The following is a 25,653-nucleotide window of genomic DNA, read 5'->3' on the forward strand; positions in this document are numbered from 1 at the left end:
GGAATCCAGGCTGCGGCACAAACCACGACGTCGTCTTGGCCGTACGGTCGCCCTTCCCCACCGTCGCGCGCCTGGCCGGTTCGGCGTCCTCCAGCCGGTTCGTGCGGCGCCTCTCGCGCTGTCCCGCTCGATGGGACGGGCGCCGCACGAACCGGCCCTGGCGAAGGGAACCGCTCATGCCTCATCGAGGCACCGAAGTCACACCGCACTACGACGCGCTCGGCTGGTTCATTCCACCCGCAACTGCCGTCATCGCTGCCGTTCGCCGCGCCCTGCACGCGAGGAAGCGATGACGGTCGACGGCATCAACCGCTCCCTCGCGTGGGCCCTCACCCTGCGCCGAACCGCCCGAGGTGGCTTGACCATGCACGGTGACGGCCGCGTCAGCGACCACGGTTTCCCCGTCCCCCGCTACGTCCAACGCAGCGCTCAGGAGTTGGCCCAGCTCGATCTGGTACGCCCTGGGCAGGAGATCGGGTGGCAGCAGCGGCGCCTCCGCCTGACCACGAGCGGCCATGACGTCCTGGTCGACCTCATCATCCAGCACCCGAAACTCGCCCTCGACCCACCGAACGTCATCGGCGAACGCATCATCTCCTGCCTCCGCGACCTCCCCGGACGACCTTGATGGACACTCTCCTGACCTTCGTGTGGGCCATCAGCGACTACTACCCCCGACGGGCGCACCTGATCGTCCGAGGGCATCGCTTGTCGCTCTGCGGCATGCAGGTCCATCACTTCCTGTCCGACCGCCCCATGACGGCCCTGGTCTGCCCGGAGTGCGCCATCTCCTACACCTGCACCATGTTCCCCGCCGGGACACCTCAAGGATGAACTCCATGCCACCCCGGGGAAGCGCGGCCTTTGGCGCGTTTGTCGCCGAGTTGCGGGCGACCGGATGGATTCCCCTGCCCATCGGCCCGCCCTTCGCCCTGTTTGTCGCCGTGAGGTTCGGCGTAGATGGTTCGCAGGACTCCTTCATCGTCTACGACCTGGACCACGTCGTGTCGCAGCGCCAGTACGCCGACGGCTCGAGCGGGTGGAGTGTCGTCGGTGATCTGCCCACAGTGGTAGCACGACTGATTGGTGATCAATGAGGCGAGTGGACCGTAAGACACCGCATTCTCGGGACCGGATGTTGGGCGCGCACCTTCGAGCCCTCCGGGTAAGGCATGCGGGCTTGACCCTGGAGCAAGCGGCAGAGCTGGCACAGGTCTCCCTGGCGTCCATGAGCCGAACCGAGAACGGCAGACGACGGATCACCAGCGAGGAACTCGCCGGGCTGTTGGCGTTGTACGGCGCGCCAGCGCGACTCCGCAAGGTCCTCCTCGCGATGGCCCGGTTCGACGAACAGGCGGGTTGGTGGCATCAGGAACTGGACGACGAACTGCCTGCGGCGGACGCTCTCGACAGCTACGGGAGCAACGCCCACACGGCCACGGAGTGGGCGATCACGTGCGCGCCAACGCTGCTGCAGACAAGGGCCTACGCCCTTGCCCGCATGCACGCCGACGGCCTCACCCGGGAAGCCGCAGCAGCAAAGTGGAAAGGGCAACGACAGAGGCAGCGGCTTCTCCATCGGGTGGATCACACAGCGTTCATCCACGAATTCGTACTCCGGACACCCTTCGGCGGCGCAGCCGTGTTCAAGGAACAACTCGAGCACCTGATCGGCGCGCCTGATCGAGGAGTGGGCGTCCGACTGGTGCCTGCGGGAGCGCCGCTAAGCGCACTCACCCACTCGTGGTTGATGCTCGACTTCCCGAAGGACCCGTCCGTCGTGTACCTGGAACTTCACGGCAGCAGCGTCTACCTCCACGAGCCCGCGGTCGACCTCTACGCCCGAGTGCGGGAGGAACTGCGCCGGGCGGCCTGTTCGGTCGCCGACACCCGCAGCGTGTTGAAGAGGTTCGTCGGACAGCTCTGACCCATGACCTTCAACCCTCAGCTGAGAGGGAGGTCCCACTTGGTCGTAACGGAAAGCGGGGTGGCGATGATGGTCTATTAACCCTTGTCGAAGGGAGCAGCATGCGTGCCGCACATGTCATGGTCGATCACCCGGCTTGGCAGACCGCCGAGGACGGAACCGCGTGGCGGGCGGTTCGCCACCGCGACGAAGTCCTCGCGGTCGTCGCCCGACCAAGCGCGGATGGTGTCTCGGTGAATTCTCTGCCCGACGCGCCGCAGCTGTTCCACCTAGCCGATCCTGGCCGCTTGGTCGGCGAGCCCGCGTTGCTGGATCCGCTGCGGACCAATGGAACCGTGATGCGGCTGGCCAACCCCGATCTCTGGGATGCGCTCGCCACCGGGATCGTACGGCAGGTGATCCGTGCCGGGCAGGCACGGCTGCTGTACCGGGAGTTCTGCCGCGCACACGGCGATAGCGTCGAGACTCCGGCGGGACCAGCGTGGCTGTTCCCGTCCCCGGACACCGTGTTGGCGCTGCCAGACGCCGAGTTCACCCGACTGGGTATGTCCTTCAAACGCGCTCCCTTGCGCGCGGCAGCCGATGCCTACCTGGCTCGACATCGTGATTGGGCCGCTTTGACCGCCTCCGACCTGGTGGCCGCAGTGCAGGACGTGCCGCGCATCGGACCGTGGACCGCGGGCGCCGCCGTCGCGGACGCGACCAACGACTTCAGCCTGTATCCGTTCGCCGACCTCGCCGTGCGTACTTGGGCGCGACGGCTCGCCCCGGCCTACCAGTGGCCGCAGAGCGAGCCCGAGTTCGCCGCCGTGTGGCGCGGGTTGGCCGGTGAGCAGCTCTCCGACTGGACGCTGCTCACCCTCGCGTGGGGAGTACGCCATGCCCAAGCCCAAGGAGCCGCCGCGCTCTGACGCCCTCATCGCCGGAGCGGACCTGACGCGCCCGGTGGACGCGGTCTTCGTCAACGCCCCGCTTCGCGACTACGCCTCGCGACCGCGAGTCAACGACTTCACCCTGCCGGTCCTCGGCCTCGCCTACATCGCCACCTACGCCGCCCATCAGGGATTCAATGTCGGCGTCCTCGACGCCGAGGCACACGGGCTGGGGGTCGAACAGACCGTCGCCCTCGTCAACCAGGCCCGGCCGCGCTGGGCAGGGTTCAACCTGCTCGCCCCGACCTACCACCTCAGCGCCCACGTGGCCGAGGGCCTAGACCCCGAGATCAAGGTCATGCTGGGCGGCCATCACGCCAAGGCCATGCCCGTGGAGGTCCTCACCGACCCGCGCATGTCCCGCTGCGCCGCGCTGGTGCTCGGCGAAGGCGAGACCCGCGTCGCCGAACTCCTCGCCGACCACCGCAGCCGAGCCAATCTGCCGGGCGTGATGTGGATCGACCCGATCCTGCGCACCCCGGTCACGGGCGGCACGCCTGGCAACAGCCACCACCTCGCGCCCGACATCGACGCCCTGCCCTTCGTCGATCGCGTGTTCCTCGCCCAAGACCCCTACCTCGCTCCGGACGGCAGGCTGGAAGCGAACATGGTCGGAGCCCGCGGCTGCCCGTACGACTGCTCCTTCTGCGGGGCAGCGGTATCGGCCAACCCGGACGTCACCATCCGCACGCGCGACCCGTACAACATCATCGCCGAGATGCGTCAGCTCCAGGCTGACGGCGTGGAGGCGTTCCGGTTCGTCGACGACCTCTTCCTGGGCGCCCGTCGCGTCATCGATCGGATGATGACCGCGTTCACGGCCGAGCAGGTCGGTTCGTGGGCGCGGTGGGACGCGACTGGGCGGATCAACGTCTTGCACCGCTGCCCTGACACGCTCCTGGACACCCTCGCTACGAACGGGCTGCGCGAGGTCGCTCTCGGCATCGAGTCCGGAAGCCCTCGGATGCTCGAACTCATCGACAAGCGCATCACCCCGGACATGGCCGCCGACGTCGTTCGGCGGCTGACGGAACGCGGGATCGACGTCAAGGGCTACTTCATCCTCGGTTTCCCCAGCGAGACCGCGGCCGAGATCGACTCGACGGTGGACCTCGTCCATCGCCTCTGGAATCTGTCCGACCATCAGCCAGGCCGCTTCCGGGCCAGCGTGTTCGAGTACCGGCCCTACCCCGGCACCCCTGACTGGCACCGTCTGATCGCCACCGGGCGATACCGGCCTGAACAGCTGCTCGACTACCAACCGGTCGACCTCACCGACCAGGGCCTGAACGAGGCGATGCGCGAGCGCGACGAGTTCAACTTCTCCGTCAACCTTCCCCTGGCCGACGCCCCGATCGACTACATCCGTGACCGCCTCACGCACCTCACCCAGGCCCAACACGATCGGAGGACCTCGGCATGAACGGCCTCGGCCTGCTGATCACCCTCGACGGCCCCGGCGGAGCGGGCAAGACCACCACGTCCCGCCACCTGGCCCGCCTCCTCGCCGACCGCGGGCACCACGTCCACGCCATCGCGCAACCCTCCACCGACGAGCTCGGCCGCATCGCCCGCGCCCACAGCGACCGCTACTCCGGTTACGCCCTGGCCTGCCTGGTCGCCGCCGACCGTTACCACCAGCAACTCACCGAGATCCGACCCCACCGCGCCGCGGGACATACCGTCGTCTGCGACCGGTACGTCGCCTCCAGCCTCGTCCTGCAGCACATCGACGGCGTCCCCCTCGACTTCCTCACCGCCCTCAACGCCGCCGTCGACCCACCGGACCTCTCCGTCATCCTCACCACCACCCCCGATACCGCCGCCGCCCGCGTCGCCCAACGCGGAACCCACCACCGCTTCCACAACGGCCCCGCCTCGGCCGCCCGCGAGATGGACCTCTACCTCCTGGCCCGCCACCGCCTGAACCACGCGACCCTGCTCGTCGACACCACCCAGCAGGACCCCGAGCGCGTCGCCGAGATCATCGCCAGCCGGGTCGCCGAACCCCGAACACCTGTCGAGCCCGGCCCGGCGACTGCGTAAGGTTCCGGGCTGAGTCACCGGCGATTAGGCCGTTTGGCTCAGTCCGCACCTCGCAGCCCGGAAGGCCCGCCCACATGGCTGACCGCCACTTCATCGACGTCCACGTCCTCCTCCTGCGCGACGACCACGTCCTCCTGTCCCAACGCAAAGGCGGCGCCTGGGACGGCATGTGGCACCTCCCCTCCGGCAAACTCGACGCAGACGAACCCGCCACCACCGCCGCCGCCCGAGAAGCCGCCGAGGAGATCGGCGTGCTCATCGCCCCCACCGACCTCACCTGCGTCCACACCATCCACGTCAACGGCTCCGGCCCCGAACCCCGCCTCGGCCTGTTCTTCACCACCAGTCGCTGGATCGGCGAACCCACCAACCAGGAACCCGACAAGTGCTCGGCCCTCGCCTGGTTCCCGCTCCACGACCTCCCCCACGACACCATCGACTACCCCGCCCAGGGCATCCACGCCTACCGCGACGGCACCACCTTCAGCGAACACGGCTGGCTCCCCCAGCACGCCCACGTCGGATAACGCCCCGCCTCTACCCATACCCCGAGTCACTCGAACGTGTGTGCGAGACGCGAGGTAGTGTCCCGCCCATGTTCGACGATCGGGAACCAGACGGCGAAGTCCGCTACCACCGCGACAGCATCGGCGCACGGGTAGGCGTCCTCCCCGCGACCTGCAAAGTCGGCATCCACAGCGTCAGCAAGACCGGCTACCGCGCCATCGAACGCAACGGCGTCCTCTACCTGTCCTGCACCGCGTGCTCCGAAGACCTCGACCCCGACCACTTCTGGGCCCTACGCACCGACGGCCCGTCCCCGAGCCGCATAGAACTCGACGATGCCCCCTACCTAGCCATGACCCGCAACATGGTTGTTCCTGACAGAAGGCGCCTCTAGCGTCTCGCCTCTAGGGAGCAAGAGCGGCGCTAGCGTCTGTTGAAGCCTGAGCAGACCAGGAAGATCATTTACAATCGGGATGCGTGATCGTGCCGCCGAGGCACCTGGAGCAGGCACGGTCCCGGGGTTGAGGTCCTTACCGACCCGGGTGTGTTGGTGCTGCCACGTCGATGAAGTCGAGCGCCTGCGCGCGCCGCGTGTTGAGACTCTCGATCTACGTTGACCGGTACTGCGGCCGACCGCCCGATTGGCGTAGTGCACGCCACCGCGTTGATCTCGCCGACCCAGGTGCGCCGATGCTACTCCTGCACCTCCGCGACACCAGGCAAGCGGACAAGTTGAAGATCCTCACCGGCCTGGGTGGGCCGGTGCTTCTCGGCCACCGCGGGCAGCCGGTGGTGGGCGGCCTTGCCGTTGAGATCCTCACCGGCCCAGTGGGCCGGTGCTGCCTCCTTGGGCGGTCACATCGTCGTCATGCCGCACGTGTTGAGGTCCTCACCGGCCCGGGTGGGCCGGTGCTGCCCGCGGTCGAGCTCGACAACCTGACCACCGGCGAAGTTGAGATCCTCACCGGCCCGGGTGGGCCGGTGCTGCGCAACCGCCGCCGGGCCGGGCTCCCCTCATCCCAGGTTGAGATCCTCACCGGCCCGGGTGGGCCGGTGCTGCTCGTGGCCGGACACCTGCCACCCGGCGGGCTCCGGCGTTGAGATCCTCACCGGCCCGGGTGGGCCGGTGCTGCCAGGAACGTCGACCCCGGGAGCTCGCAAGGGCTGTCGTTGAGATCCTCACCGGCCTGGGTGGGCCGGTGCTGCCTCCCGCTTCAACGAGTACGCCGAGTGCGGGGAGTTGAGATCCTCACCGGCCCGGGTGGGCCGGTGCTGCCGGCACGACACCACCGGGTCGGGGATCTCCACCGTGTTGAGATCCTCACCGGGCCGGGTGGGCCGGTGCTGCCGCCCTCCCTCTCGGAGCCTCATCGTGACCATCCCGTTGAGATCCTCACCGGCCCGGGTGGGCCGGTGCTGCATGCGCGCTTCGGGGTTGTCGACGGAGTGGCGGTAGTTGAGATCCTCACCGGCCCGGGTGGGCCGGTGCTGCCCTGCTTGAGCTGGCAAAACTGCCTAGCCAGGTTGAACGACGGCCATGAGGAGGCTCGACGAGCGTGAACACGCCCGGGAGCTGGTTCGGAACCTACCGGCCGTCGAGCCGCACTTGAGGTTCCGAACCTGCGGCCAGAGTGCTCAGGCGGGTCGAACGGCCCATGGTTCGAGAGGGAGCCCTTCACAGATCATGCTGAGAGAGCGGTCGCGGTAGCAGATCGGCGGGCGAGCGTCTGCTGCGGGCGAGTCAAAGGATGAGCGGGCCGTGGTGGGGCGGAGTGTGGGCGTTGCCAAGGTGCACCGTGCTGGCAAAGGTACCTCGGTCAAGGTGATAGATGCGGATGCTGTCGGTGGCGTGGTCGATGAGGTCATTGAGGGTGGCTTGGAGGGTTAGGCGTTGAGCGGGAGTGCACACAACCTCGAAGACGGACTTCTGGACGCGATGTCCGTAGCCCTCGCAGGTATTGGCAACACGGCGGAGGCGACGTTCGCCTTGTGGGGTCGTGGTGTCAATGTCGTAGGTGACGAGAAGTTCCATGGGTCAGGTGAGGGTCCAGGGGTGGTAGGTGGGGGTATCGCCGCGGAGGTGCCGTGCGAGAAGGCGGGCTTGGAGCAAGGGAAGCAGTCCGGCCGGGACGTCACGATTAAGTGCTGCGTGGTGCCACGTGCGTTCCCTGGCCGTTGACCAATGCTGAAGAAAGGCTTTGCGACCGTCGTCGGTGAGGGTTACGGCGCCGCCGGGTTCGGCCTGGGTGTGGCGGTGGTTGAGTTGGCCGCGGTTGAGCAGGGTGAAGACGAGACGGTCCACGAGGAGGGGACGTAGTTCTTCCATCAGGTCGAGGGCGAGGGCGGGTTTCGCGGGGCGGATGCCGTGGAGGTACCCGATATGGGGGTCGAGGCCGACCTGCTCGCAGGCTCCGTGGACTGCGATCCGGAGCATGGCGTAGCCGAAGGAGAGCAGGCAGTTGACCGGGTCGAGGGGCGGTCGCCGAGTTCGTCCCGGCGGGGCGCCGGCCGCGAGATGTGGCAGGGCTTGAAAGTAGTCGCGGGCGGCGCGGCCTTCGATTCCGAGGATGGTCTCGGGGCTGTTGGCGTTGGGAAGTTCGAGTAGTGCGGTGGCATGGCGTTCCGCCACGTCGCGGAGCGTCGTCTGGCGTGGCCCGGTCGCGTCGCGTGCCGTGCGGAGCAGGAGCTGCCGGTAGTTGTGCAGCTTTCCGGCGACGAAAGCGCGGGAGAGGGCAGCTCGATGATCGGGATCGTCATGCGCGCGGGCTTGTGCCAGGCGCAGTAGGCCATTGCCGTTGTGTGGGCCGTGCGCACGTGCAAGGAAGCGGCCGTTGCGAGTAACCCAGGTGACCGGCCGGGTGTCAGCGGCGCAGCGGTGCAGCAGGTCGTCGGTGACAGTAACCCCGTTGAAGGCGACAATGTCGCTGAGTCGCACCAAGGGCAGAAGGTGGCGACCGGGTTTGTCGGGGTGGACGACGCGGACGGTGTCACCCTCGAGGTGCAGGCTCGTGCCTGGCGTGGTGACGTAGAGGGTGCGCAGCAGCTCGTTCATCAATCCTCGTCGGGCCAGTCCGCAGCGGTGCGCGGGCTGAACAGGTCGGCAGGCCCGGTCGGGATGTCCGGCACGCAGCCAGCCTGCAGGGAGCAGCGGACACAGCGACGGTCGTTGACCGGCGCGGGTAACTCGGTGCGTTGGAGCGCCGCACGCAGCCGGTTGACGATGTCCGTGAGTCGGTCGACCATGTCAGCGTCGACAACCACCGGATAGCGGCGCCGGGTACGTCCTGAGTACACCTCGCCGTGGTCGACATCGGTTCCGTGCATCTCCCGCAGACACACCACCTGGGCGGCGACCTGCAGGTCAGCTGGCCCTCCGGGCCTGTAGGTACCCGACTTGTGCTCGACCGGCACAAGCAGGCCATCGCGCACGTGCACGGTGTCGCATACTCCGTGCAGGCCAAGGGTGGCGCTCCACACCTGCACCGATCGCCAGACGGTGGCGTCGCGGCCCACAATGGCACCGCCGCGGTCAACGGCCGCGTGGGCGAGGTCGCCTCGAACGGTGTCGACGTTGGCGTCGAAGTAGTTCTCTTGGTGGATGAGCAGGGCTTGGCGAGGGCAGTAGGCGAAGTGCTCGATGGCTGAGATCGGGATGCTGCCCGGCGGGGTGAGCGTCGTCCAGCCCTGCTCATCCGTCACGTCAGACCATCAAGCTGGTCAGAGTGACCCCGTCGGGAAGGCTCGTGTCGTCCACGGTCACCTTGTAGTCGGTGAAGGCGCGAGCCGGAAGGTCCGTACCGCCATTCTCCGTGGTCGCTTCGGAGGGGCGGCTGGTCGCCCGTTCGACGCGGACGCGGTCGATCAAGCGGTGTGCGGGTGCTGAGCCGAAGGCGTCTCGGTGGGTGAACACGTAGAGGCCGCGGGGGCAGAGCTTGCCACGGGTCGCGGAGCGGTCGTGGTCGAACATCATCTCCAAGGCGCGGTAGAACAGCTCGAAGTCACGCGTGTCGACGCCGGTCTGCGAGCCGCGGTTGGCGGAGTAGTAGATCTCGGCCTTGTAGAGGCCGTAGGGGACCGTCCACTTACCGCCCATCTCGGTGCTTTCGCCCTTGTCGATGTCCTCCTGCTTGGTCTGGGTCACGCGCGTGATCGCGTGGTCGGTGGGATAGACGGGGTCGATGCTGCGTGCGATGCCGATCTGCAGGGGGCCGCGGACCTGGCCGAGGGCGCCGGTCTTGCCCACGGAGAGGACTGCCCCGAAGAGGCGGATGTCGACGTAGTGGTCGCAGAGCCAGGCGCGGGCCGCCTTGGCCTGCTCGGGGGTGATCTTCTTGTCGCCGAGGGTGAGGCCGGTGGCCGCGTAGGAGGCTTCGAGGCGCGGGTTGAGCGCGTGCCCGGCCTGGACGAACACCCCGTACCGGGAGTCGTCGCCCGCGGCGAGGGCGAGGGTGTCGCGAATCTTGCGCTTGAGGGCGACGTCGGTGACCAGGCCGTGCCCTGTCTCGTCGTCGGTGCGCGGCCGGTTTCCCGCGTCGGGGTCGCCGTTGGGGTTGCCGTCGGTGACGTCGAAGAGGAAGACCATGTCGTGGCGGACGGTCGGGTCGAGGTGGCTGGTCATGCGGTCGGGTCCTCCGAGGCGTTGCCGGTCGAGGGGTCGGGGGTGCTGGAGCGGATCTCGGCGAAGGTGTGAGCACGCTGGTGGTGGTAGCCGAGCAAGAAGGTCGCTTGCTGAGCGATGCTGGTACGAGCGGGAATCCCTCCAGCGACGGTCAGCAGGTTGAACAGCTCATCGAGCGCCTTGTCGAGCTTGACCGCGGCACCACGGTTGATGCGGCGGAGCTTGCGCAGCCAGGCGTTGGCGTCCTTACGGCCGTTGACGAGGGCAGCGCGAGGGTTGCTGATCGCGCCTGCGAAGTAGCGGTCGCCGTAGGTGGTGTTGAGCTTTCCGCCCAGAGCCGAGTACTGCAACGACTCCAGGGTGGCGAAGATACGTCCGGCGACGTACGACGAATCTCGGTTCGTGGTGTCCAGCGATGGCATGGGTTTCTCCGCAGACAAGGGGAAGCGGGTGAGCAGCAGACGGATGAGCGAGGATCGGGCAGTGTCGAGGTGACCGTCGGTGCGGACCCGGTTGACCATGTGGGCAAGCAGCGCCGGGGGCAGCGGGGTCTTGCGGAGCAGGGCGCGCAGCAGATCGCGTTGCACCGCTTCCGGTCGATCCGCGGCCTTGGCTCCAAGGAAGGCGTACCGCTTCTCCTGGCGCAGCCATCGACCGGTGACCAGGACCAGCCGAGGCAGGGACTGCCACGGGCTGTCGGTGGCCCACAGGGGGGCGATCCGCTGGTCGTCGAACCAGGCGATGATATTGGCGTCGAGAGCGTGCAGGGGCATGTCGATCCAGTCCCGCACCATGATCCGGGCGACGTTGCCGCCCACGCTGAGGGCGCAGAACCGGGTGAGGTCGGTCGTTCCGCGCAGCTGGTGGAAGCCTGCACGATCACCGCGGCGGGCCGCCTCAACGTACTTTTCGATCTTGCTCGGGTCACCCTCGAAGACGAGGTTCATCGGGTCGAACGCCGCGGGCTCGGTAAGCCACCAGGCCAATCGGCTGTCCTGACCGCCGTAGTTGACTGCCTGGTCAGAGGTCAGGACGCGGACAAGGCCATTGGACGCGGCCTCGCCACAACCGACACAAATGGGGCTGCACACCAGTTTTGTGGTCAGGCCGTAGCCGAAGACGCGCTCGTTCACGCTGACGAGCGCGGCGTCGTTGCTTGCTCCGGGCACCCAACGCGCGGGCACCTTGCTGGGGATGGTGTCCAGCAGCGGGCCGATCTGCCCGCAGACCAGGCACAGGCCGCTGCTCGTGCCGCCCTTGCGTCTGCCGACTTCCCGAGCCCAGAAATCGGGCGCCGACGGGGAGCGGTAGGCCGCGTCGCCTGCCACCGTGACCAACACTCGGTCCTTGCTCGCGACGCCCTCGGTTTGCTGGATGAGCTCTGGCCCGTTCTGCCGGTAGAAGGCTGCCAGCGCGCGCGCCGCCGGATCGTCGGGATGTTCGTCGTGCCACCGCCTCGTCAGGTCAACGAACGCTTTATGGCACTGGTCGACCCGCTCGGGCTTGCTCTCTTCATCCGACCAGCCCAGCACGTACTGCACGTCGTCGGCGGCGAGGTTCGCCGCCACCCCAAACGCGCGCACTGCGGCGGGGACGGTGTGCTCGGCGGGTCGTGAACGGCCCTTCTCGTCGGACTCGACCAGGCTCTCCAGCTCCGTGGACATCGGCGTCCCGTCGGCGTCCAGCCGCAGCTCCCACCGGAACGCGAGCTTGCGGTGGAACGGCTTGCCCTCCGGGTCCTGACGGGCGTGCTCTGCCAAACGCTGCAAGAGCATCAGTCCAGCACCCCGGCCCGGATCCCCGTTGCCGGGACGTGCAGGACGCCCTGGTCCAGCCGGGCGGTGAACCACGTGAAGGACGGCGGCGAGGTCGTGTAGTCGATCCCGTGCAGCATGATCCCCAGGTCTTCGGTGACCTTGATGGCTTCCTTGTCGTCCGGTGGTCCGAAGGATGCCGGGAACTCCTTCACACCGAGAAACGGTTGGGAGAAGCAGCTTCCCCGGGTCACCCTGCGCCGGAACTGGTCGCGATAGGCGGACTCGGGCTTGTTCGCATGCTCGCGAAGCCGCACATGGGCGTGGATGCGGTAGGCGACATCACGCAGGCACACGGCGTTACGCTGCACTCGGTTGGCCACGGTGTTCACCCGGCGGCGTCCGGACGCGGCGTCGGCGAGCGAAACCAAGTCCGTGGTCTCGTTGCGGCGCTGGGTGAACTGCCGAATCTCGCGCAGTACCTCAATGGCCACCACCTGCCAGGTGAACTCCGGCTTCCAGAAGATCGCCTCCAGGACGCCCATCGCGGCGGTCGGCGTCATCACCGGATAGGACACCCGCTCGGCCTTCAGCTCAGGCCGGGTGAACAGCGCCCCTTCCCCTTCCACCTGCACCACTACCGGCGGCGCGCCCGCCGAGGTCGGTAGATTCAAGCTCACCAGATCGTCTCCTCACCGATCGCGTCGACATCGATGCCGACCTGCTCGTCGTACTCGCCGAGCCACTCCCACACCTGCCGCTGGCCCGACACCAGCGGCCTGCACAGGGCCGCAACAGCGGAATCCCCGGTGGCCATGCGACGCGGCAGCCGCACCATGTGCCCCCTCAGTTCGCGGAAGACCTCCCGCAGCGGCCCTTCACTCGCCGCCACGCGGCGGATTAACTCGCGAATCCGGTCGGTGTCCCCGAAGTCCGTCACGACCACGGGCACGGAGTCGTCGTCGATCATCCTGAACGCGAGGCTGCTATCCCGGGTCTGGGTGGCTCTCTCGCGGTCATCCTTGATCACTGGCCCATCGGCGACGACGCGGAAGTCCAAGTCACTGCGGGCCTGAGCGATCGTCTGCGGGCGCTTCTGCTCCTCGGGGTTGAGTCCGGTGAAGAAGGCTCGGTAGTAGCTCTCCAGCACCACCGGGTCGTCTGGATCGACATCCGGCCCGAAAAACGAAAGCGTCTTAGCCACGCCTGCCCGGTAGAACTGAGGGGTCGTCGCGTCCGCGGCGTCGAACACCACGACGCGACCGGGCTCCGGCAGCCGACCTTCCCGATTCGCGCGCCCTGCGGCCTGCTGCAGCGACTCCGCGGGAGCCAACGCCCGGAATACGACGGGGAAGTCGAGGTCAACTCCGCACTCCACCAACTGCGTGGAGACCACGACGACTGGCTTCCCGTCGCCCAGCAGGCTCCCGACCTCCTTCAGAACGTCGCGCCGATGCCGGGGCACCATCCGGGTGGACAGGTGGAACACCGCTGCCTTCGGGTCTGCCTCCTCGACCAGGCGGAACAGCACACGCGCGTTGTCGACGGTGTTAACCACCACCAGCGCCTGGTTCTGCCGCGCCACCTCATCGGCGATTTGGGCCAGCGTCGGTTTCGGATCCACTCGCCACTCATACCGAACCCGCTTGAGCGAGCCATACAAGCGCACCGGATCAACCACCAACGGCTTGATCTGAGCCTTCTCCCCGGCCTTGAAGTACTCGAACGCGGGCTGAGTCGCCGAGGCCAGCACGACGCTGGCGCCGAAGTAGCGGACAAGCAGTCGAAGGCCGTCCAGGATCGGCTCCAGCAGCGGCACCGGCAGCGTGTGCACCTCGTCCAGCACGATCACCGAGTTCGCCAAGCGGTGCAGCTTCCGCGAACGCGCAGGCTTCCGACCAAACAACGAGTCGAACAACTGCACCGTCGTGGTTACCACGAACGGCGCGTCCCAGTTCTCCGCCCCCAGCGCCACACCGCGCCGACCGAACCCGCACTCGCTGCCTTCATCCACCTCAGTGTTTGAGTGGTGCTCCAAGACGATGTCCGACCCCAGCAACCGTCGATATACCGCAGCGTTCTGTTCAGTGACCGTCGTGAACGGCACTGCCACCACTACACGGGACATCCGATGATGCGCAGCGTGCCGCAGCGCGAACGCGCCTGCGGTCAACGTCTTGCCAGATCCAGTGGGAGCAGGCAAGCGGTAGACGCCGCGCTCACACTTAGCCGAGCCCATGACCTCGTCGAACAAGGCTCCGCGGACGGCGTCGACCTTTGACGACCCGCGCCCCTCCAACAACTGTCGGCGCCCCGCGTCAAACCGCGCCATCAGGTCGCGCATGTCCACAGGTGGTCGAAGCCGCACCGGCACCCCATCGAAGTGGGCGGCAGTGTCCAGGTGGTCGGCGTCGACCAACGCCGAGAAGGCCATCCTGATGCCGAACTCCTGGGCGCCGCGCTCGGCACTCCATGCCTCGGGCACCAGCGAGGGACCGTCCACCAGCGCCTCGGCCTCAGGAACGATCGCGAAGAACCGCCTCAAGTCCCCCTGCACATCCCCGTCGTGAACCACAGTCTGCAGATCACGCGCGTCGACCAAACCACCGTGGTGTCCCCACACCGCCAACGACGCGCCCAACGCGCGCTTGAACAGCAACTGTGTGCCCAACGCCTTGTGGTCCGAGCCAACCGAGCTGCCTGACGCGGCGACCTCGCTCAGCCGCCTTTGCCAAGCGTCCCTCACTTTCCCGGCATCGTGGGCAATCCCCAGCGCCCACGTCAGATCACCCGCGCCGAACGCCTCACCAAAACTCCGCGCCAGATCCGCCGTGGCACGCACATGAGCAGCCAACGGATGCCAGGCACCAGCACGACCAGGACTATGCGCCCACAAACAACTAACTCCTTCAGCAACGTCTCCCCGACGAGCACCGCGACCTTAAGCCCACCCACCGACAAGACGTCGCCACAGGGGTTTCCAATCGATTCGATTCACCCGAGTAGCCGAGCCTCTCAGTCCTCAGGAGGTTGAAGAGCTCTCGGCTTGCAACCGGAGGGCAGGAGATGTTCACACGAACGGTTGATAACCGTTGAGTTTCTCACGAGCCAGGAACGAGTGCCAGTCCCGCCTGGCCGGTGCTGCACGCCCACGGGAGTCTTACGGCCCCAGCGGGCCGAGGTTGACATCCCGCCGTTCTGGCTGGCCGGTCCTGCCGCCGCGCCCAGACGGCAACCGCCCACACTTGGGGTTGAGATCCTCACCCGCCTGGTGGGCAGATACCCTGCTACACCTCCGAAGACTAGTCAATTCGCACACACTCATCGTAGCCGACCGTGACCAGCCAGCTACGAATCGGCATCACCGTGAATGCGCGCTCTCACCTAGTGGAGGAAAGCGGCCTGTCTGGTTGGCGGGTCAGCTCGTGATAGAACGAGCGCTGAGGGACCGGGCGCTATAATGGTTGATTAGAACTGCAATGAGCACACAAGGCCGTCTTGGCGCCGGAGGTGTCTGTGAGTCCACGCCGTGGCGGCGAGTCCGATAAGCTAGGGAATTACTACGAAACTCTTTGGACCGCTCGCCAGATGCTGGAGGTCATCGCCGGAAAGGCGGACTCCATTACCGTCGAGCCGCTTGGAGAGCTAGGCGAAGGCGCGGAATTCGCCGTACGACGAGGCGGCGGTGTAGAACTTCATCAGGTCAAACGCCAGATTCGGAACGCGAACGAGTGGACACTTGGCTCTCTTAGGGAAAAGGGCGTTCTGCGTCACGCCTCCCGCCACACCGCCATGAGACGAGACTTTCACTTCGCATCAATGGTTCCTTCCCAGGTTCTGAAGGAGCTCGCTGACCGTGCTCGCGGTTCGACGGATGTCACCTCATTTGCTGCGGATTTGGCGGCAAACAAGAAGCTACACAGCGAATTCAAGGGCCTGAGCGCGGACGTGGACTTCGGGTCCGAGCTGGCAGCTTGGGAGTCCTTGCGCAGGGTATGGGTGCACTGGCCCGACGAGCAAGTGCTGCTGGAGCTCAACGCGGCGCTAGCCGCAGCGCATCTAGAAGGGCTACCGCCGGAAGCGGCGATCCTTGCGTTGGGCGAGATTGCCAGTACCAATCTCGGTCGCGAGCTTGACGTGGCAGCACTCGATGTTGAACTTGCAAAATTGAATCTGCACCGCATCAAGGCCGAGAGGCGCGCGGCCGCGCGGGACAAGGTGGACGCGCTAGTCGCTACCTGGACGGCGGGCGTTGAGGCCGAGCTGCTTGACCCGGCGATTCCGCGGCTGGCCTCCGGATCGATCACCGAAGCACTCGGCAGTGATGGGCACCGCGTTGTCTTCGTCGCCGGTCACGCAGGGAGCGGGAAGACAGCGGTGCTGTACCAAGTGGCCACGCAGCTCCAGTGCGACGGCTGGATTATCGCCCCCATCCGGCTCGACCGACTGGAGCCGTTCGCTTCGACGGCACAACTGGGTGCTCTGGTCGATCTTGGCGCTTCACCAGTGGTTACCCTGGCGAGAGCGGCGGCCGGTGGTAAGTGCGTGCTGATCATCGACCAACTCGACGCCGTCAGCAGAGCCTCGGGCCGGGCCCCCGGTGCGATGGATGTGATCGCCGCGCTCGTGCAGGAGGCCGAGGCGTTCCCGGAGATGCGCGTTGTTCTCGCCTGTCGCAAATTCGATATTGACAATGACGCCCGCATTCGTCACGTCTCCAGCGACGCCCGCGCACGGCAGATCGACGTTCCGCAACTTGCCGACGACGATGTAGCGTGGGCATTGGAGGCTATCGGCACCACCGCCGAAACCCTGGAACCCCGGCAGAGACAACTGCTGCGCACGCCGCTCAATCTGAAGCTGTTCTGTGATCTGACACGCCATGCTGACGCACCGCTGTTCAACACCTCGAAAGACCTTCTCGATGCCTACTGGGAGCGGAAGCTTGAAGACTGTAAAGCGCGATACGGCCCATCGTTTCCTTTCGTCGAGATAATCGACGCGCTCGTCGAAAGTTTGAATGCCCGACAGCACCTATCGACACCCATTAGCGTTCTTGACACGCAAGACCTGTTGCTAGCCTCCCAACAGTTGACGTCGGAGAATATTCTTGTACGCACCGGTGGCCAGGTGGCGTTCTTCCACGAGTCATTTTTCGACTACGCGTTCGCTCGGAGGTGGTTGGCACGTAACGTCGGTCTCGTTGATTTTCTCGTTGCAGGCGAGCAAGAGCTCTTTCGACGGACACAGGTCCGACAAGTGCTCCTTCACCTTCGAGACTTTGACCTACAACGCTTCGTCGGCGAAGTCGAAAGGCTGCTCGACAGCCCGCAGGTTCGGTTCCACATCAAGGATGTGGTTGTTAGCCTGCTGCGGCTGATCGAGCAGCCGACAGCGGCTGAGTCCAGCATGATCGCACGGCTCGTAGATCAGAATCCGACCTATCTCAGGCAACTTGGTCAAGGTTTGCGGAATGCAGGTTGGTTCACCGCGCTCGACGCTGAAGGCGCACTGGAGGACTGGCTGGCGAGCGACGAAGACCAAGTGCGGGCAACCGGTTTCTTCGTGCTTACCGAAGGAGTGTCCGCTAACCCGGACCGCGCTGCAGAAATCTTGACACCATATCTAGACCGGGAGACCCATCGCGCTCAGATCACTTGGGTTCTGCACTTTTCAAATGTTGGCGATTCGCGAGCACTTTTCGAGTTCGTCCTCCAGATGGTGCAGCGTGGACACTACGACACCAGCGAACACGATCTGTGGTTGCTCGCGGCCCACCTGCCAGCGCAACAACCGTCCTGGGTGATCGAACTGCTGGACATCTGGCTCACCCGGTGCGTCGCGCGGATGGACCCGATGGAAGGAGTCGTCGTAACGGCGTTGAAGACACGTGATGGCCAAGCGACCGAGGTGGCGATGGCCAGCGCACAAGCCGACCCCATCCGGTTCTGCAGAGTAGTTGTCCCGCACCTGCTCGGAATTATGGCTCGCACGGCCTACCCGAGAGACCATCCGCCGTACGCGGATCGGCACTTCGCTCATTGGCGCCCAGGCGGCGAGGTCCACGACGTGGACGATGGGCTCATCGAGGCAGCGGTGGTGGCGGTTCGACTGGGCGCGCGTCAGGACGCGGAAGCGTTGCGTCCAGTCCTCGAACTGTTGGAGGCCGACGACCACGCCGCAGCGCAGATGTTGCTGTACCAAGCGTTTGCCGCCGCGCCGGAGCAGTTCGCCGATTGGGCCGGTAAGACGCTGCTGCAGGGCGATCATCGGTTGGAATGCGGATACGACGGGGCCTCGATGTGGCTTACGCGTGAGCTGCTGCTCGCCGTGAGCCCGTTCATGGCCGACACATCGTTCACTGCCATTGAGGAGCGGGTTCGAGACCTGCGCTTTCCGTGGGAAGGACGCCCTGGCCCTCCTGCCGGGTTCTATGCCTTCACGCTCCTCACCGGGTTGGCCGCGGAGCGCTTGTCCGAGCAGGGTCGTCGACGGCTCGAAGAGCTACGCAGGTTGTTCGGCGCGAAGGAGCCCACCGAACCGTTGTCGACGCATGTCAGCACCATCGTCTCACCCATTCCACCGTCTGCTGTACGGCACATGTCGAACGCCAACTGGCTCCAGGCGATAGCGAAGTACGACGCTGACCGTGCGGACTACACCACACACGTCGGAGGCGCCGTCGAACTCGCCCACATGTTGAAGGGCGAAACAACCAGCCATCCTGATCGCTTTGCCAAGCTGGCGCTACTCCTGACCCCGGACCATCACCCTGCTTACGCTGAAAATCTGCTCATAGGTCTCGCGGATGCAACCAAACCCGTGGATATCTCGGTCGTCTGCGACGCGATCCGGCACATCGCTTCACTCGCACAACCGTCGACGGAACGCTGGCTCGCCTACCCGCTTCGCCGCCATCTGGACGGGGACATCCCGGATGACATCATCGAACTGGTACTTGACCGCGCCCTGCACGCCCCCGACCCGACAACAGATGTCTGGTCGAGATCGACCTCGTCCGATGACCGGCGAAGCGTGGGAGAGACCATCTACGGCAACGGCATCAACGTCGCTCGCGGCCAAGCGGTCGAGATGCTGGGTGACCTGCTCGTGCACGATGCGGACGGTCACCGCACGGCCCTCATCGAGCCTCACCTCCTACAGCTCGCTGCCGACCCCTCAGTCGCCGTTCGCTCATGCACCGCTCATCTGATCGGCGCATCCCTTCGCCACGCGCGACCTCGCGCAATTGAAGCCTTCGCAGTACTCGTCGAGACCGACGACCGCCTACTCGCAACACACACCGTCGAGCGCCTCACCCTCTACATCACCAACGGCGACGGCTCGGACCTGACCATGCCCGTGATCAGGCGCATGCTGACATCCCCGCAGGGCGATGTCCGAAAGGTAGGAGGCCGATTCTCGGCCTACCTTGCCCTCAGAAACGATGAAGACGAGCTACTCCAGCAGCACAGGTCAGGACCCGATCCGGCCATCCGACGCGGCATTGCGGAAGTCACTGCAGACTTGCTGACAAGAAACCTCAACGTCCCACTTGCCATGGACGTTCTCAGCCAGCTGTTCAACGACGCCGACGCGACAGTAAGAGAGGCAGCAGCTGGGGTTGCCGCAGCCCTCCGGGGCCAGCGTCTAAGGCCCTTCAGACCAGTACTCACCGGGCTGATCGACTCAGCCGCCCTCGTTGACGCTCAAGCCCAGCTGCTCATCACACTGGGCCGCGCGCCGGACCGGGTGGACGACCTCGTCATGCACTACGCTCAGCGGTTCGTGGCACTCCATGGTGACGAGCTCGCCAGCTTCGCGCTCACTTCGGCCAGCGACACACAGCAACTCGCCACCCTGCTCGTCCGTGCCTACGCCCAAAGCGCCAACACCCAGATACGCCGACAAGCACTTGACCTCTTCGATCAACTGCTCCTGCTCGGCGTATACGGCGTCCAGGAGACGATGGACACCGTAGAACGCGACTGTTGAGCCATCCCGCTGTCCCCGGTTAACTGGCAACAGCCGAAGCCCGGCCAGCAGCGTCGCGCCACCCTCTCGGCTCACGGCTCCGGCGCCGTTCGACGAGCTGTGCCGTCGGGTCGGCGTCGGCGGCACCCCCGACTCCGCGGCCGGAGCGGGGCACGCGGAGCCTGGCGAGTAGGCATACCCGCTTCCGGCCGCGGAGCTGCGCCTAAGCCGGCGGCGCCATGCCCCGTCATACCTCCGCTTCGGCCATGTCGCCGAGTACACGGTGGAGTCCTCCGCCTGCCAGCGGAGCGGTGACGTTCTCCACGAAGACGAGCGCGGGTCGTAGTAGGCGAATGCCCACCACGATGTCGGCTCTGAGACCACTGCGGCCTCCCTTCTCGTTTCCCGCGCTTCCCGCGGAGATGCCCCGGTACGGGACCGGCGACGAGCATGTCGACCGGCCCGAGCGCACGCCAGGCGATGTGCTGCTAGATGGAGACGTAGGGGGTCGGCGACGTTGAGGCGGTTGAGATCCTCACCGGCCTCGGTGGGCGGGCGCTGCCTTCTGGTTAGGCTTCTGTTCGGTGTTCTTAATGATTGAGATCCTCACCGGCCTCCATGAGCCGGTGCTGCCCATTTAGCGGGCCGTCTGCCCGCCGACCAGGTCGTTGAGATCCTCACCGGCCTCAGTGGGCCGGTACTGCCCTGCTCCACCTGCGAAGACTAGTCAACCGCCTTGCCTGGCCCGCGCCGAAATCGCACCAGAACGGCCGCACCGCGTGACGATCGTCCTCGCACCTCCGGCCTAAGCAAGACGCCAGCCGCTGGGGTCTTCGGGTAGTGCTGCCCGGCGGCTCGGGCTTGCCGTTGTTGATCAACAGGTCATCTGGTTCCACCACCCACTCATGTGATCGTCTCGAGCGAACAGTCCCGTCGGTGTGGTAACTCGGCTTGGCTGGAATGGGCGATCTTTCGCTCGATCGTCGCTGCGCCGACACGATCGGTGTGGAAGCCGAGACGACCCGCCCAGCTTCGGCAGCGGGTGCTACCTTCTGGGCACTGGGGTACCGATGCAGGCGAACCGGCCGATCTGTGCGCTATCCAGTTTCCCGCTGATCATGGCTTGGGCAGTGAACCCAGCCCTGTAGGCGCCACCCCTCTGGATCCGGCAGTCCTGGGTCGCTTGGAGTAGGAGCGGGTGTGGGTCCGACTCGAATGATGACTGTCAAGGAGTTCTGCGAGGAGATGGGCGTTTCGCGCTCGACGTTCTACGAATGGCGGGCTAAGCGGCGCGCGCCGAAGTGCATCAAGTTGCCTAACAGCGAAATCCGTATTAGGAGGAGCGATTATGAGCGATGGCTTGAGCAGCGCGAAGAGGGGGTCTGATGAGCACGTCATTCGACGTGAAGATCTACTCCATTGAGAAGAGGGAAGGGAAACGGAAGTCCACTTACCGGTTGGTCTGGACGGTGGGCGGCAACAGGTATCGCCACAGTTTCGACACCGTGGCGTTGGCCGACAGCTTCCGGTCGGGGCTGGTGTCGGCGACGAGTAAGGGCGAGGCGTTCAGCATGGAGGACGGCCTTCCGGTCTCGCAGCGGCGCGCCAAGAAAGCGATGAGCTGGTACGACTTCATCGTTCACTATGCGGACATGAAGTGGGATCGGGCGGCGGCCAAGAGCCGGGCGGGCACTGCCGACGCCTTGGCCACCGCCACTCTCGCCATGCTCACCAGCGGGGACGGGCCGTTCGACACGCCGACGATCCGCAAAGCTCTGATCGGTTGGGCTCTGAACAAGAAGAACCGCGTTGAGCCTCCGTCCGATGAAGTCCACTCGACGATCCGCTGGTTGAGCGCCAACACACTAGCGGCCTCGCACTTGGAAGAGCTTCCGATCCTGCGAAAACTGATGGATCAACTGTCGAAGAAGATTGATGGTTCGCAAACAGCGGCGAAGACCTTCATGCGGAAGCGAGCCGTCATCTACAACCTCCTCGAGTACGGCGTCGAACTCGGAGTAATCGGAGCGAACAGGCTCGGAGAGTTGAAGTGGAAGTTGCCGAGGACCGTTCGGGCGATCGACAAGCGAGTGGTCGCGATCAACCCCGAACAGGGCGCGAGACTGCTGGCCGCGGTCGGCGACCAGAAGGTCGACGGGCAGCCGAGACGCTCGTCCGGGCCGATGCTGAAGGCGTACTTCGCGTGCATGTACTACGCCGCACTGAGGCCGGAGGAAGCGGCCATGCTCCGCAGGTCAGACCTGCTCCTCCCCTCCTCCGGGCACGGGTGGGGCGAACTCCTCCTCTCCGACACCGCGCCAATAGCAGGCGCCCGATGGACCGACTCCGGCACACGGCGCGACCACCGCCATCTCAAGCAGCGCGCCAAAGGAGAAGTCAGGCCCGTGCCATGCGCCCCTCCCCTGACGGCGATCCTGCAGGACCACCTCACCCGGTTCGGCGTCGCCGCCGACGGCAGGTTGTTCCGGAACCTGACCGGCGGTGAACTGGCCGAATCAACCGTCGGGCGGGTGTGGGACAAGGCGCGCAAAGCCGCGTTGACCGCGGAGGAGTACCGATCAGCGTTGGCGCGCAGACCCTACGACCTACGCCACGCCTGCGTCTCCACCTGGCTCGCCGCAGGCGTCTCCTCAGCGCAGTGCGCGGCCTGGGCCGGGCACTCGGTGCAGGTCCTCCACGAGATCTACGCCAAGGTGATCGCGGGCCTCGAGGGCATCGCCCTCGACCGCATCGCCACCGCGCTGGGCCTCGACCACACCGACGAGGCCCAGAACTCGGGGACAAATAGGGAACAGACACCCGGGGACGACCGGGGTCAACCGCTCACAGCCGGACAGCACTAGATCAACTATCAGAGGTGTTCGCGCAGGTCACGGCGGTTTTGAGCTGGTGCCCCCGGTGCGATTCGAACGCACACTGGACGGGTTTTGAATCCGTTGCCTCTGCCGATTGGGCTACGGGGGCCGTGGGGGTCACTCTACGGGATCGGGGTTGGGGTGGTGGTGGGGGGTCTGGGGTGGGGTGGGTGAGGGATTACCGGCAATTTCGTGTGTCAATCATGTGCCGGTTGAGCGGGGGTTCGGGGGTCGGTACCGTGCCCGTAAAAGGTCGTTCGGAGTGAGGAGTCGACATTAACCTGCCCAGGATAGCCAGCCGGGAGGAATGGTTGGTTGCGCGGATGGAATTGCTGGCCGCCGAGAAGGAGGCGACCAAGGCGCGGGATGCGCTCAATGCTCGTCGGCGGGATCTGCCGATGGTTGAGGTCGACAAGGAGTATGTGTTCGACTCGCCGGGTGGCAAGATTTCCTTGGCGGAGTTGTTCGACGGGCGGCGGCAGTTGCTCGTGTATCACTTCATGTTTGATCCCGAGTGGGAGGCGGGGTGCGTGGCCTGCTCGTTCCTGGCCGACAACCTGCCCCATCTCTCCCACCTGCGGTCGCGGGAGACGAACCTCGTGGTGGTCTCGCGGGCGCCTCTTGAGCGGATCACGAAGTTCAAGGAGCGGATGGAGTGGACCTTCCCGTGGGTGTCGTCCTACGGGTCGGACTTCAATTACGACTTCCACGCCACGCAGGACGAGTCGGTCGCTCCGGTGTTCTACAACTACCGCGACAAGACCGAATTGGAGGCGACCACGCCGTGGCACGCGCAAGGCGAGCAGCACGGGATGAGCGTCTTCTTCCGTGACGGCGAGCGGATCTTCCACACCTATTCCAGTTACGGCCGCGGCCCCGATCTGCTCCTGACCACCTACAACCTCCTGGACCTCACCCCGCTGGGCCGCCAGGAAGTGGGCACGGGGATCGCGAACTTCAAACACCACGACCAGTACTGATCAGCGCCGCAGCATCAGGAACAGCACGCGGAGGACCAGGACGCCGCAGAGGACCAGCAGGTTGTAGCCGAGGACCTGGAACAGGGTGACGTCGCGGGTGACCGACGGGCCGCCCGTGGTGCCCAGCAGCAGCACGGCCATGATGCCGGTCGTCCCGCCCAGGAACGCCGTGAGGACCTGGTCGAGCATCGCCGTCACGGCGCGGCGGTCGTCGCCGTCGGACAGCAGGCGGATGCGCATGGACAACTGGCCGCGTTCCAGGGCCCCTGTGATGCGGTCCAGCCTGCGCGGGAGGCGCCGCAGCATCGGCAGCACGGCCAGGGCCTCGTCGGCGGCCGAGCGCCGCAGGGACGTGGCGGTGAACTTGTCGGCGAGCAGGGCGAAGGCTCCGGTGCGGGAGCCTTCGACCAGGTCGAAGCCGGGGCTGATGGCGGTGAGCGTGCCGTCGAGGGTGACCAGGCAGCGGAACACGGCGGCGACCTCCGGCGGCACCGCCAGGTCGAAGCGCGCGGTCAGCCGCAGCAGCGCGGTGAACATCTCCAGGTCGGGCCCGGTGCCGCCCGCGCTCAGGTGCGCGGCGAGGTACTGGCCCAGCGCGCGTTCGAGTTTGGCCTCATCGATGTCGTGCGCGGGCACGACCAGTTCGAGCAGGGCGTCGCGGAGTGCGGCGGGGTCGCCGCTGTCGGCGGCCAGGAGGACCCGTTGCAGGGCGGCGCGGGTGGTGGCGTCCAGCCGTCCCACGGAGCCGTAGTCGAGCAGGGCGAGCCTGCCGTCGCTCAGCAGGAGGACGTTGCCGGGGTGCGGGTCGGCGTGGAAGACGCCGGTGACCATGATCTGGCGGAGCAGGCAGCGCAGCAGGGCGTCGGCCAGCCCGACGCGGGCGTCCGGCGGGACCACGGTCTGGCCGATGGGCACGCCGTCGAGGCGGTCGAGCACCAGGACGCGGGCCGATGACAGTCCCGGATGGACAGTGGGGATGACCACGTCCGGCTCCTCCCCCGCCGCCACGGCCAGGGTGTTGCGCAGCTCGACGCGGAAGTCCAGTTCCTCGCGGAGCGCGACGGCGAAGCCGTCGGCCAGTTCGCGGACGCCGATCGCGGCGCCCCAGCGGGTGCGGTTGTGCAGGGTGCGGGCCAGGCGGGACAGGATGTCGAGGTCGCGGACGACCTCGGTGCGGATGCCCGGGCGCTGGATCTTGATCACGACCTCGCTGCCGTCCAGCAGCCGGGCCCGGTGCACCTGGGCGATCGCGGCCGCGGCCATCGGCTCGGGGTCGACCTCGGCGAACACCTCCCCGATCGGCCTGCCCAGGTCCTCGGCGAGCACGTCGCGCACGCGCTCCCACGGAACGGGGGTGACCTGGCTGTGCAGGCGGGACAGCTCGTCGATGAAGTCTGCGGGGAGGAGGTCGCCGCGGGTGGCGACCAGCTGGCCGAGCTTGACGAACGTGACGCCGCCGTCCTCCAGCGCCATGCGCAGCGCGCGGGCGAGGCCGTCACCCGCGCGGCCGCGGCCCCACAGGTGCGGGCCGAGGCCGTGCCGGACCGCGATCTTGGTGATCTGGGAGTACCGGCGGGTCCTGGCGAGCCTGCGGCGGGCCGCGCGGAGCCAGTCGTTGGGCCAGCCGAGCGCGCCGGTCGGGACGACGGCCTCGGCGACGACCAGGAACACGACCGCGACGAGCAAAGCGACGCCGAACTGGATGGTCGCCAGCACCGGCTGCTTGACGGTGAGGGCGAACACGGTCTGCCCGACGAGGCCGAGCCCGCCAGCGACCAGGGTCCGCAGGACGCCGACGCGCAGGCCGAGCAGCTTGCGCGCGAGCGCGGCCAGCACCGCCACCGCGGCGAGTGTCCCCGCCACGAAGAGCAGCCCTGAGGTGAACGCGCTCATGCGTCAACTGTGACTCCGGGCGGCGGGGTTCGGGTGGGGGTAGCAGGTTCCGGCAGAGCGCTCCGGGGCGGTTCGCAGGCGTGGAACAATCGCTTGCCCGCGCGCGTCCAGGAGGGCGGAAGCCGCGAGCTCGTCGGAGAGGAGTT

The 25,653-nt window shown here is 66.5% G+C and carries 21 protein-coding genes, 1 tRNA gene and 1 CRISPR repeat array; of the genes, 13 read left to right on the forward strand and 9 right to left on the reverse strand.

Annotated features, from left to right (window positions below):
- Window positions 1-289: 289 nt before the first annotated feature.
- The 9 genes from Actkin_RS21840 (at window position 290) to Actkin_RS21880 (ending at window position 5,806) form a co-directional block, all read left to right on the forward strand.
- Window positions 290-628, forward strand: a complete 339-nt coding sequence (locus Actkin_RS21840; RefSeq protein WP_258904076.1) for a hypothetical protein — start codon at window positions 290-292, stop codon at window positions 626-628.
- Window positions 628-834, forward strand: coding sequence for a hypothetical protein (locus tag Actkin_RS21845; RefSeq protein ID WP_258904077.1), 207 nt, complete (start codon window positions 628-630; stop codon window positions 832-834). Before Actkin_RS21840 ends, Actkin_RS21845 begins: the two co-directional genes overlap by 1 nt.
- 5 nt (window positions 835-839) lie before the next feature.
- A complete protein-coding gene (locus tag Actkin_RS21850) occupies window positions 840-1,097 on the forward strand; it encodes a hypothetical protein (protein ID WP_258904078.1) in 258 nt (85 codons plus the stop codon).
- A gap of 38 nt (window positions 1,098-1,135) precedes the next feature.
- Window positions 1,136-1,927: a helix-turn-helix domain-containing protein gene (locus tag Actkin_RS21855; protein ID WP_258907969.1), complete on the forward strand. Its 792-nt coding sequence runs from the start codon at window positions 1,136-1,138 to the stop codon at window positions 1,925-1,927.
- 101 nt (window positions 1,928-2,028) lie between these two features.
- The gene (locus tag Actkin_RS21860; RefSeq protein WP_258904079.1) at window positions 2,029-2,838 is read left to right on the forward strand and encodes a DNA glycosylase family protein; all 810 of its coding nucleotides are present in this window, start codon (window positions 2,029-2,031) and stop codon (window positions 2,836-2,838) included.
- Window positions 2,807-4,282, forward strand: coding sequence for a B12-binding domain-containing radical SAM protein (locus tag Actkin_RS21865; protein ID WP_258904080.1), 1,476 nt, complete (start codon window positions 2,807-2,809; stop codon window positions 4,280-4,282). Before Actkin_RS21860 ends, Actkin_RS21865 begins: the two co-directional genes overlap by 32 nt.
- Entirely contained in the window at window positions 4,279-4,905 is a 627-nt protein-coding gene (gene tmk / locus Actkin_RS21870) for a dTMP kinase (RefSeq protein WP_258904081.1), read from the forward strand. The genes Actkin_RS21865 and tmk overlap by 4 nt, the downstream gene beginning before the upstream one ends.
- A gap of 74 nt (window positions 4,906-4,979) precedes the next feature.
- On the forward strand, window positions 4,980-5,432 hold the full coding sequence (locus Actkin_RS21875) for an NUDIX hydrolase (RefSeq protein ID WP_258904082.1): 453 nt from the start codon (window positions 4,980-4,982) through the stop codon (window positions 5,430-5,432).
- A 68-nt stretch (window positions 5,433-5,500) separates the two neighbouring features.
- Window positions 5,501-5,806: a hypothetical protein gene (locus Actkin_RS21880; RefSeq protein WP_258904083.1), complete on the forward strand. Its 306-nt coding sequence runs from the start codon at window positions 5,501-5,503 to the stop codon at window positions 5,804-5,806.
- A gap of 338 nt (window positions 5,807-6,144) precedes the next feature.
- Window positions 6,145-6,904: direct repeats of the CRISPR family, unit length 37 nt; unit sequence GTTGAGATCCTCACCGGCCCGGGTGGGCCGGTGCTGC.
- A 249-nt stretch (window positions 6,905-7,153) separates the two neighbouring features.
- Here Actkin_RS21880 and cas2 read toward each other — a convergent pair.
- Genes cas2 through cas3 form a run of 7 tightly spaced genes read right to left on the reverse strand, consistent with a single transcriptional unit; the run spans window position 7,154 to window position 14,626 of the window.
- The gene (gene cas2 / locus Actkin_RS21885; protein ID WP_258904084.1) at window positions 7,154-7,444 is read right to left on the reverse strand and encodes a CRISPR-associated endonuclease Cas2; all 291 of its coding nucleotides are present in this window, start codon (window positions 7,442-7,444) and stop codon (window positions 7,154-7,156) included.
- A 3-nt stretch (window positions 7,445-7,447) separates the two neighbouring features.
- Entirely contained in the window at window positions 7,448-8,464 is a 1,017-nt protein-coding gene (gene cas1c / locus Actkin_RS21890) for a type I-C CRISPR-associated endonuclease Cas1c (RefSeq protein WP_258904085.1), read from the reverse strand.
- Window positions 8,464-9,111, reverse strand: coding sequence for a CRISPR-associated protein Cas4 (gene cas4, locus Actkin_RS21895; protein WP_258904086.1), 648 nt, complete (start codon window positions 9,109-9,111; stop codon window positions 8,464-8,466). The genes cas1c and cas4 overlap by 1 nt, the downstream gene beginning before the upstream one ends.
- Window position 9,112: 1 nt before the next feature.
- Window positions 9,113-10,030 carry a type I-C CRISPR-associated protein Cas7/Csd2 gene (cas7c, locus tag Actkin_RS21900; protein ID WP_258904087.1) on the reverse strand — a complete coding sequence of 306 codons (918 nt, stop codon included), beginning with the start codon at window positions 10,028-10,030 and terminating at the stop codon, window positions 9,113-9,115.
- Complete coding sequence (cas8c, locus tag Actkin_RS21905) at window positions 10,027-11,805, reverse strand: type I-C CRISPR-associated protein Cas8c/Csd1 (RefSeq protein ID WP_258904088.1); 1,779 nt, start codon at window positions 11,803-11,805, stop codon at window positions 10,027-10,029. The genes cas7c and cas8c overlap by 4 nt, the downstream gene beginning before the upstream one ends.
- Entirely contained in the window at window positions 11,805-12,464 is a 660-nt protein-coding gene (gene cas5c, locus Actkin_RS21910; protein ID WP_258904089.1) for a type I-C CRISPR-associated protein Cas5c, read from the reverse strand. Before cas5c ends, cas8c begins: the two co-directional genes overlap by 1 nt.
- Window positions 12,461-14,626 (reverse strand): CRISPR-associated helicase Cas3', encoded by a 2,166-nt coding sequence (gene cas3 / locus Actkin_RS21915; protein ID WP_258904091.1) that lies wholly within the window; start codon window positions 14,624-14,626, stop codon window positions 12,461-12,463. The genes cas5c and cas3 overlap by 4 nt, the downstream gene beginning before the upstream one ends.
- A 746-nt stretch (window positions 14,627-15,372) precedes the next feature.
- On the opposite strand from cas3, the gene Actkin_RS21920 reads away from it, so the two are divergent.
- From Actkin_RS21920 to Actkin_RS21930, 3 genes are all read left to right on the forward strand, one after another.
- A complete protein-coding gene (locus tag Actkin_RS21920; RefSeq protein ID WP_258904093.1) occupies window positions 15,373-19,779 on the forward strand; it encodes an AAA family ATPase in 4,407 nt (1,468 codons plus the stop codon).
- A 1,197-nt stretch (window positions 19,780-20,976) separates the two neighbouring features.
- Window positions 20,977-21,144, forward strand: coding sequence for a helix-turn-helix transcriptional regulator (locus Actkin_RS21925; RefSeq protein WP_396122791.1), 168 nt, complete (start codon window positions 20,977-20,979; stop codon window positions 21,142-21,144).
- Complete coding sequence (locus tag Actkin_RS21930; RefSeq protein ID WP_258904095.1) at window positions 21,144-22,622, forward strand: tyrosine-type recombinase/integrase; 1,479 nt, start codon at window positions 21,144-21,146, stop codon at window positions 22,620-22,622. Before Actkin_RS21925 ends, Actkin_RS21930 begins: the two co-directional genes overlap by 1 nt.
- Before the next feature lie 44 nt (window positions 22,623-22,666).
- Here Actkin_RS21930 and Actkin_RS21935 read toward each other — a convergent pair.
- Window positions 22,667-22,743: transfer RNA gene (locus Actkin_RS21935), tRNA-Leu, on the reverse strand.
- Window positions 22,744-22,924: 181 nt separating this feature from the next.
- Here Actkin_RS21935 and Actkin_RS21940 point away from each other — a divergent pair.
- Entirely contained in the window at window positions 22,925-23,614 is a 690-nt protein-coding gene (locus Actkin_RS21940; protein WP_258907970.1) for a DUF899 domain-containing protein, read from the forward strand.
- On the opposite strand, the gene Actkin_RS21945 is transcribed toward Actkin_RS21940, so the two are convergent.
- Window positions 23,615-25,507, reverse strand: coding sequence for an ABC1 kinase family protein (locus Actkin_RS21945; RefSeq protein ID WP_189211292.1), 1,893 nt, complete (start codon window positions 25,505-25,507; stop codon window positions 23,615-23,617).
- Between the last annotated feature and the right edge of the window lie 146 nt (window positions 25,508-25,653).

The sequence above is a fragment of the Actinokineospora sp. UTMC 2448 genome (assembly GCF_024760565.1).
In the GTDB taxonomy this organism is placed as follows: Bacteria; Actinomycetota; Actinomycetes; order Mycobacteriales; family Pseudonocardiaceae; genus Actinokineospora; species Actinokineospora fastidiosa.

What these genes read in the sequence shown, in the direction of transcription:
- Actkin_RS21840 (WP_258904076.1), top strand. Translation starts at nt 290, where the DNA reads ATGACGGTCGACGGCATCAACCGCTCCCTCGCGTGGGCCCTCACCCTG.
- Actkin_RS21845 (WP_258904077.1), top strand. Translation starts at nt 628, where the DNA reads ATGGACACTCTCCTGACCTTCGTGTGGGCCATCAGCGACTACTACCCC.
- Actkin_RS21850 (WP_258904078.1), top strand. Translation starts at nt 840, where the DNA reads ATGCCACCCCGGGGAAGCGCGGCCTTTGGCGCGTTTGTCGCCGAGTTG.
- Actkin_RS21855 (WP_258907969.1), top strand. Translation starts at nt 1,136, where the DNA reads ATGTTGGGCGCGCACCTTCGAGCCCTCCGGGTAAGGCATGCGGGCTTG.
- Actkin_RS21860 (WP_258904079.1), top strand. Translation starts at nt 2,029, where the DNA reads ATGCGTGCCGCACATGTCATGGTCGATCACCCGGCTTGGCAGACCGCC.
- Actkin_RS21865 (WP_258904080.1), top strand. Translation starts at nt 2,807, where the DNA reads ATGCCCAAGCCCAAGGAGCCGCCGCGCTCTGACGCCCTCATCGCCGGA.
- tmk (WP_258904081.1), top strand. Translation starts at nt 4,279, where the DNA reads ATGAACGGCCTCGGCCTGCTGATCACCCTCGACGGCCCCGGCGGAGCG.
- Actkin_RS21875 (WP_258904082.1), top strand. Translation starts at nt 4,980, where the DNA reads ATGGCTGACCGCCACTTCATCGACGTCCACGTCCTCCTCCTGCGCGAC.
- Actkin_RS21880 (WP_258904083.1), top strand. Translation starts at nt 5,501, where the DNA reads ATGTTCGACGATCGGGAACCAGACGGCGAAGTCCGCTACCACCGCGAC.
- cas2 (WP_258904084.1), bottom strand. Translation starts at nt 7,444, where the DNA reads ATGGAACTTCTCGTCACCTACGACATTGACACCACGACCCCACAAGGC.
- cas1c (WP_258904085.1), bottom strand. Translation starts at nt 8,464, where the DNA reads ATGAACGAGCTGCTGCGCACCCTCTACGTCACCACGCCAGGCACGAGC.
- cas7c (WP_258904087.1), bottom strand. Translation starts at nt 10,030, where the DNA reads ATGACCAGCCACCTCGACCCGACCGTCCGCCACGACATGGTCTTCCTC.
- cas8c (WP_258904088.1), bottom strand. Translation starts at nt 11,805, where the DNA reads ATGCTCTTGCAGCGTTTGGCAGAGCACGCCCGTCAGGACCCGGAGGGC.
- Actkin_RS21920 (WP_258904093.1), top strand. Translation starts at nt 15,373, where the DNA reads ATGCTGGAGGTCATCGCCGGAAAGGCGGACTCCATTACCGTCGAGCCG.
- Actkin_RS21925 (WP_396122791.1), top strand. Translation starts at nt 20,977, where the DNA reads ATGACTGTCAAGGAGTTCTGCGAGGAGATGGGCGTTTCGCGCTCGACG.
- Actkin_RS21930 (WP_258904095.1), top strand. Translation starts at nt 21,144, where the DNA reads ATGAGCACGTCATTCGACGTGAAGATCTACTCCATTGAGAAGAGGGAA.
- Actkin_RS21945 (WP_189211292.1), bottom strand. Translation starts at nt 25,507, where the DNA reads ATGAGCGCGTTCACCTCAGGGCTGCTCTTCGTGGCGGGGACACTCGCC.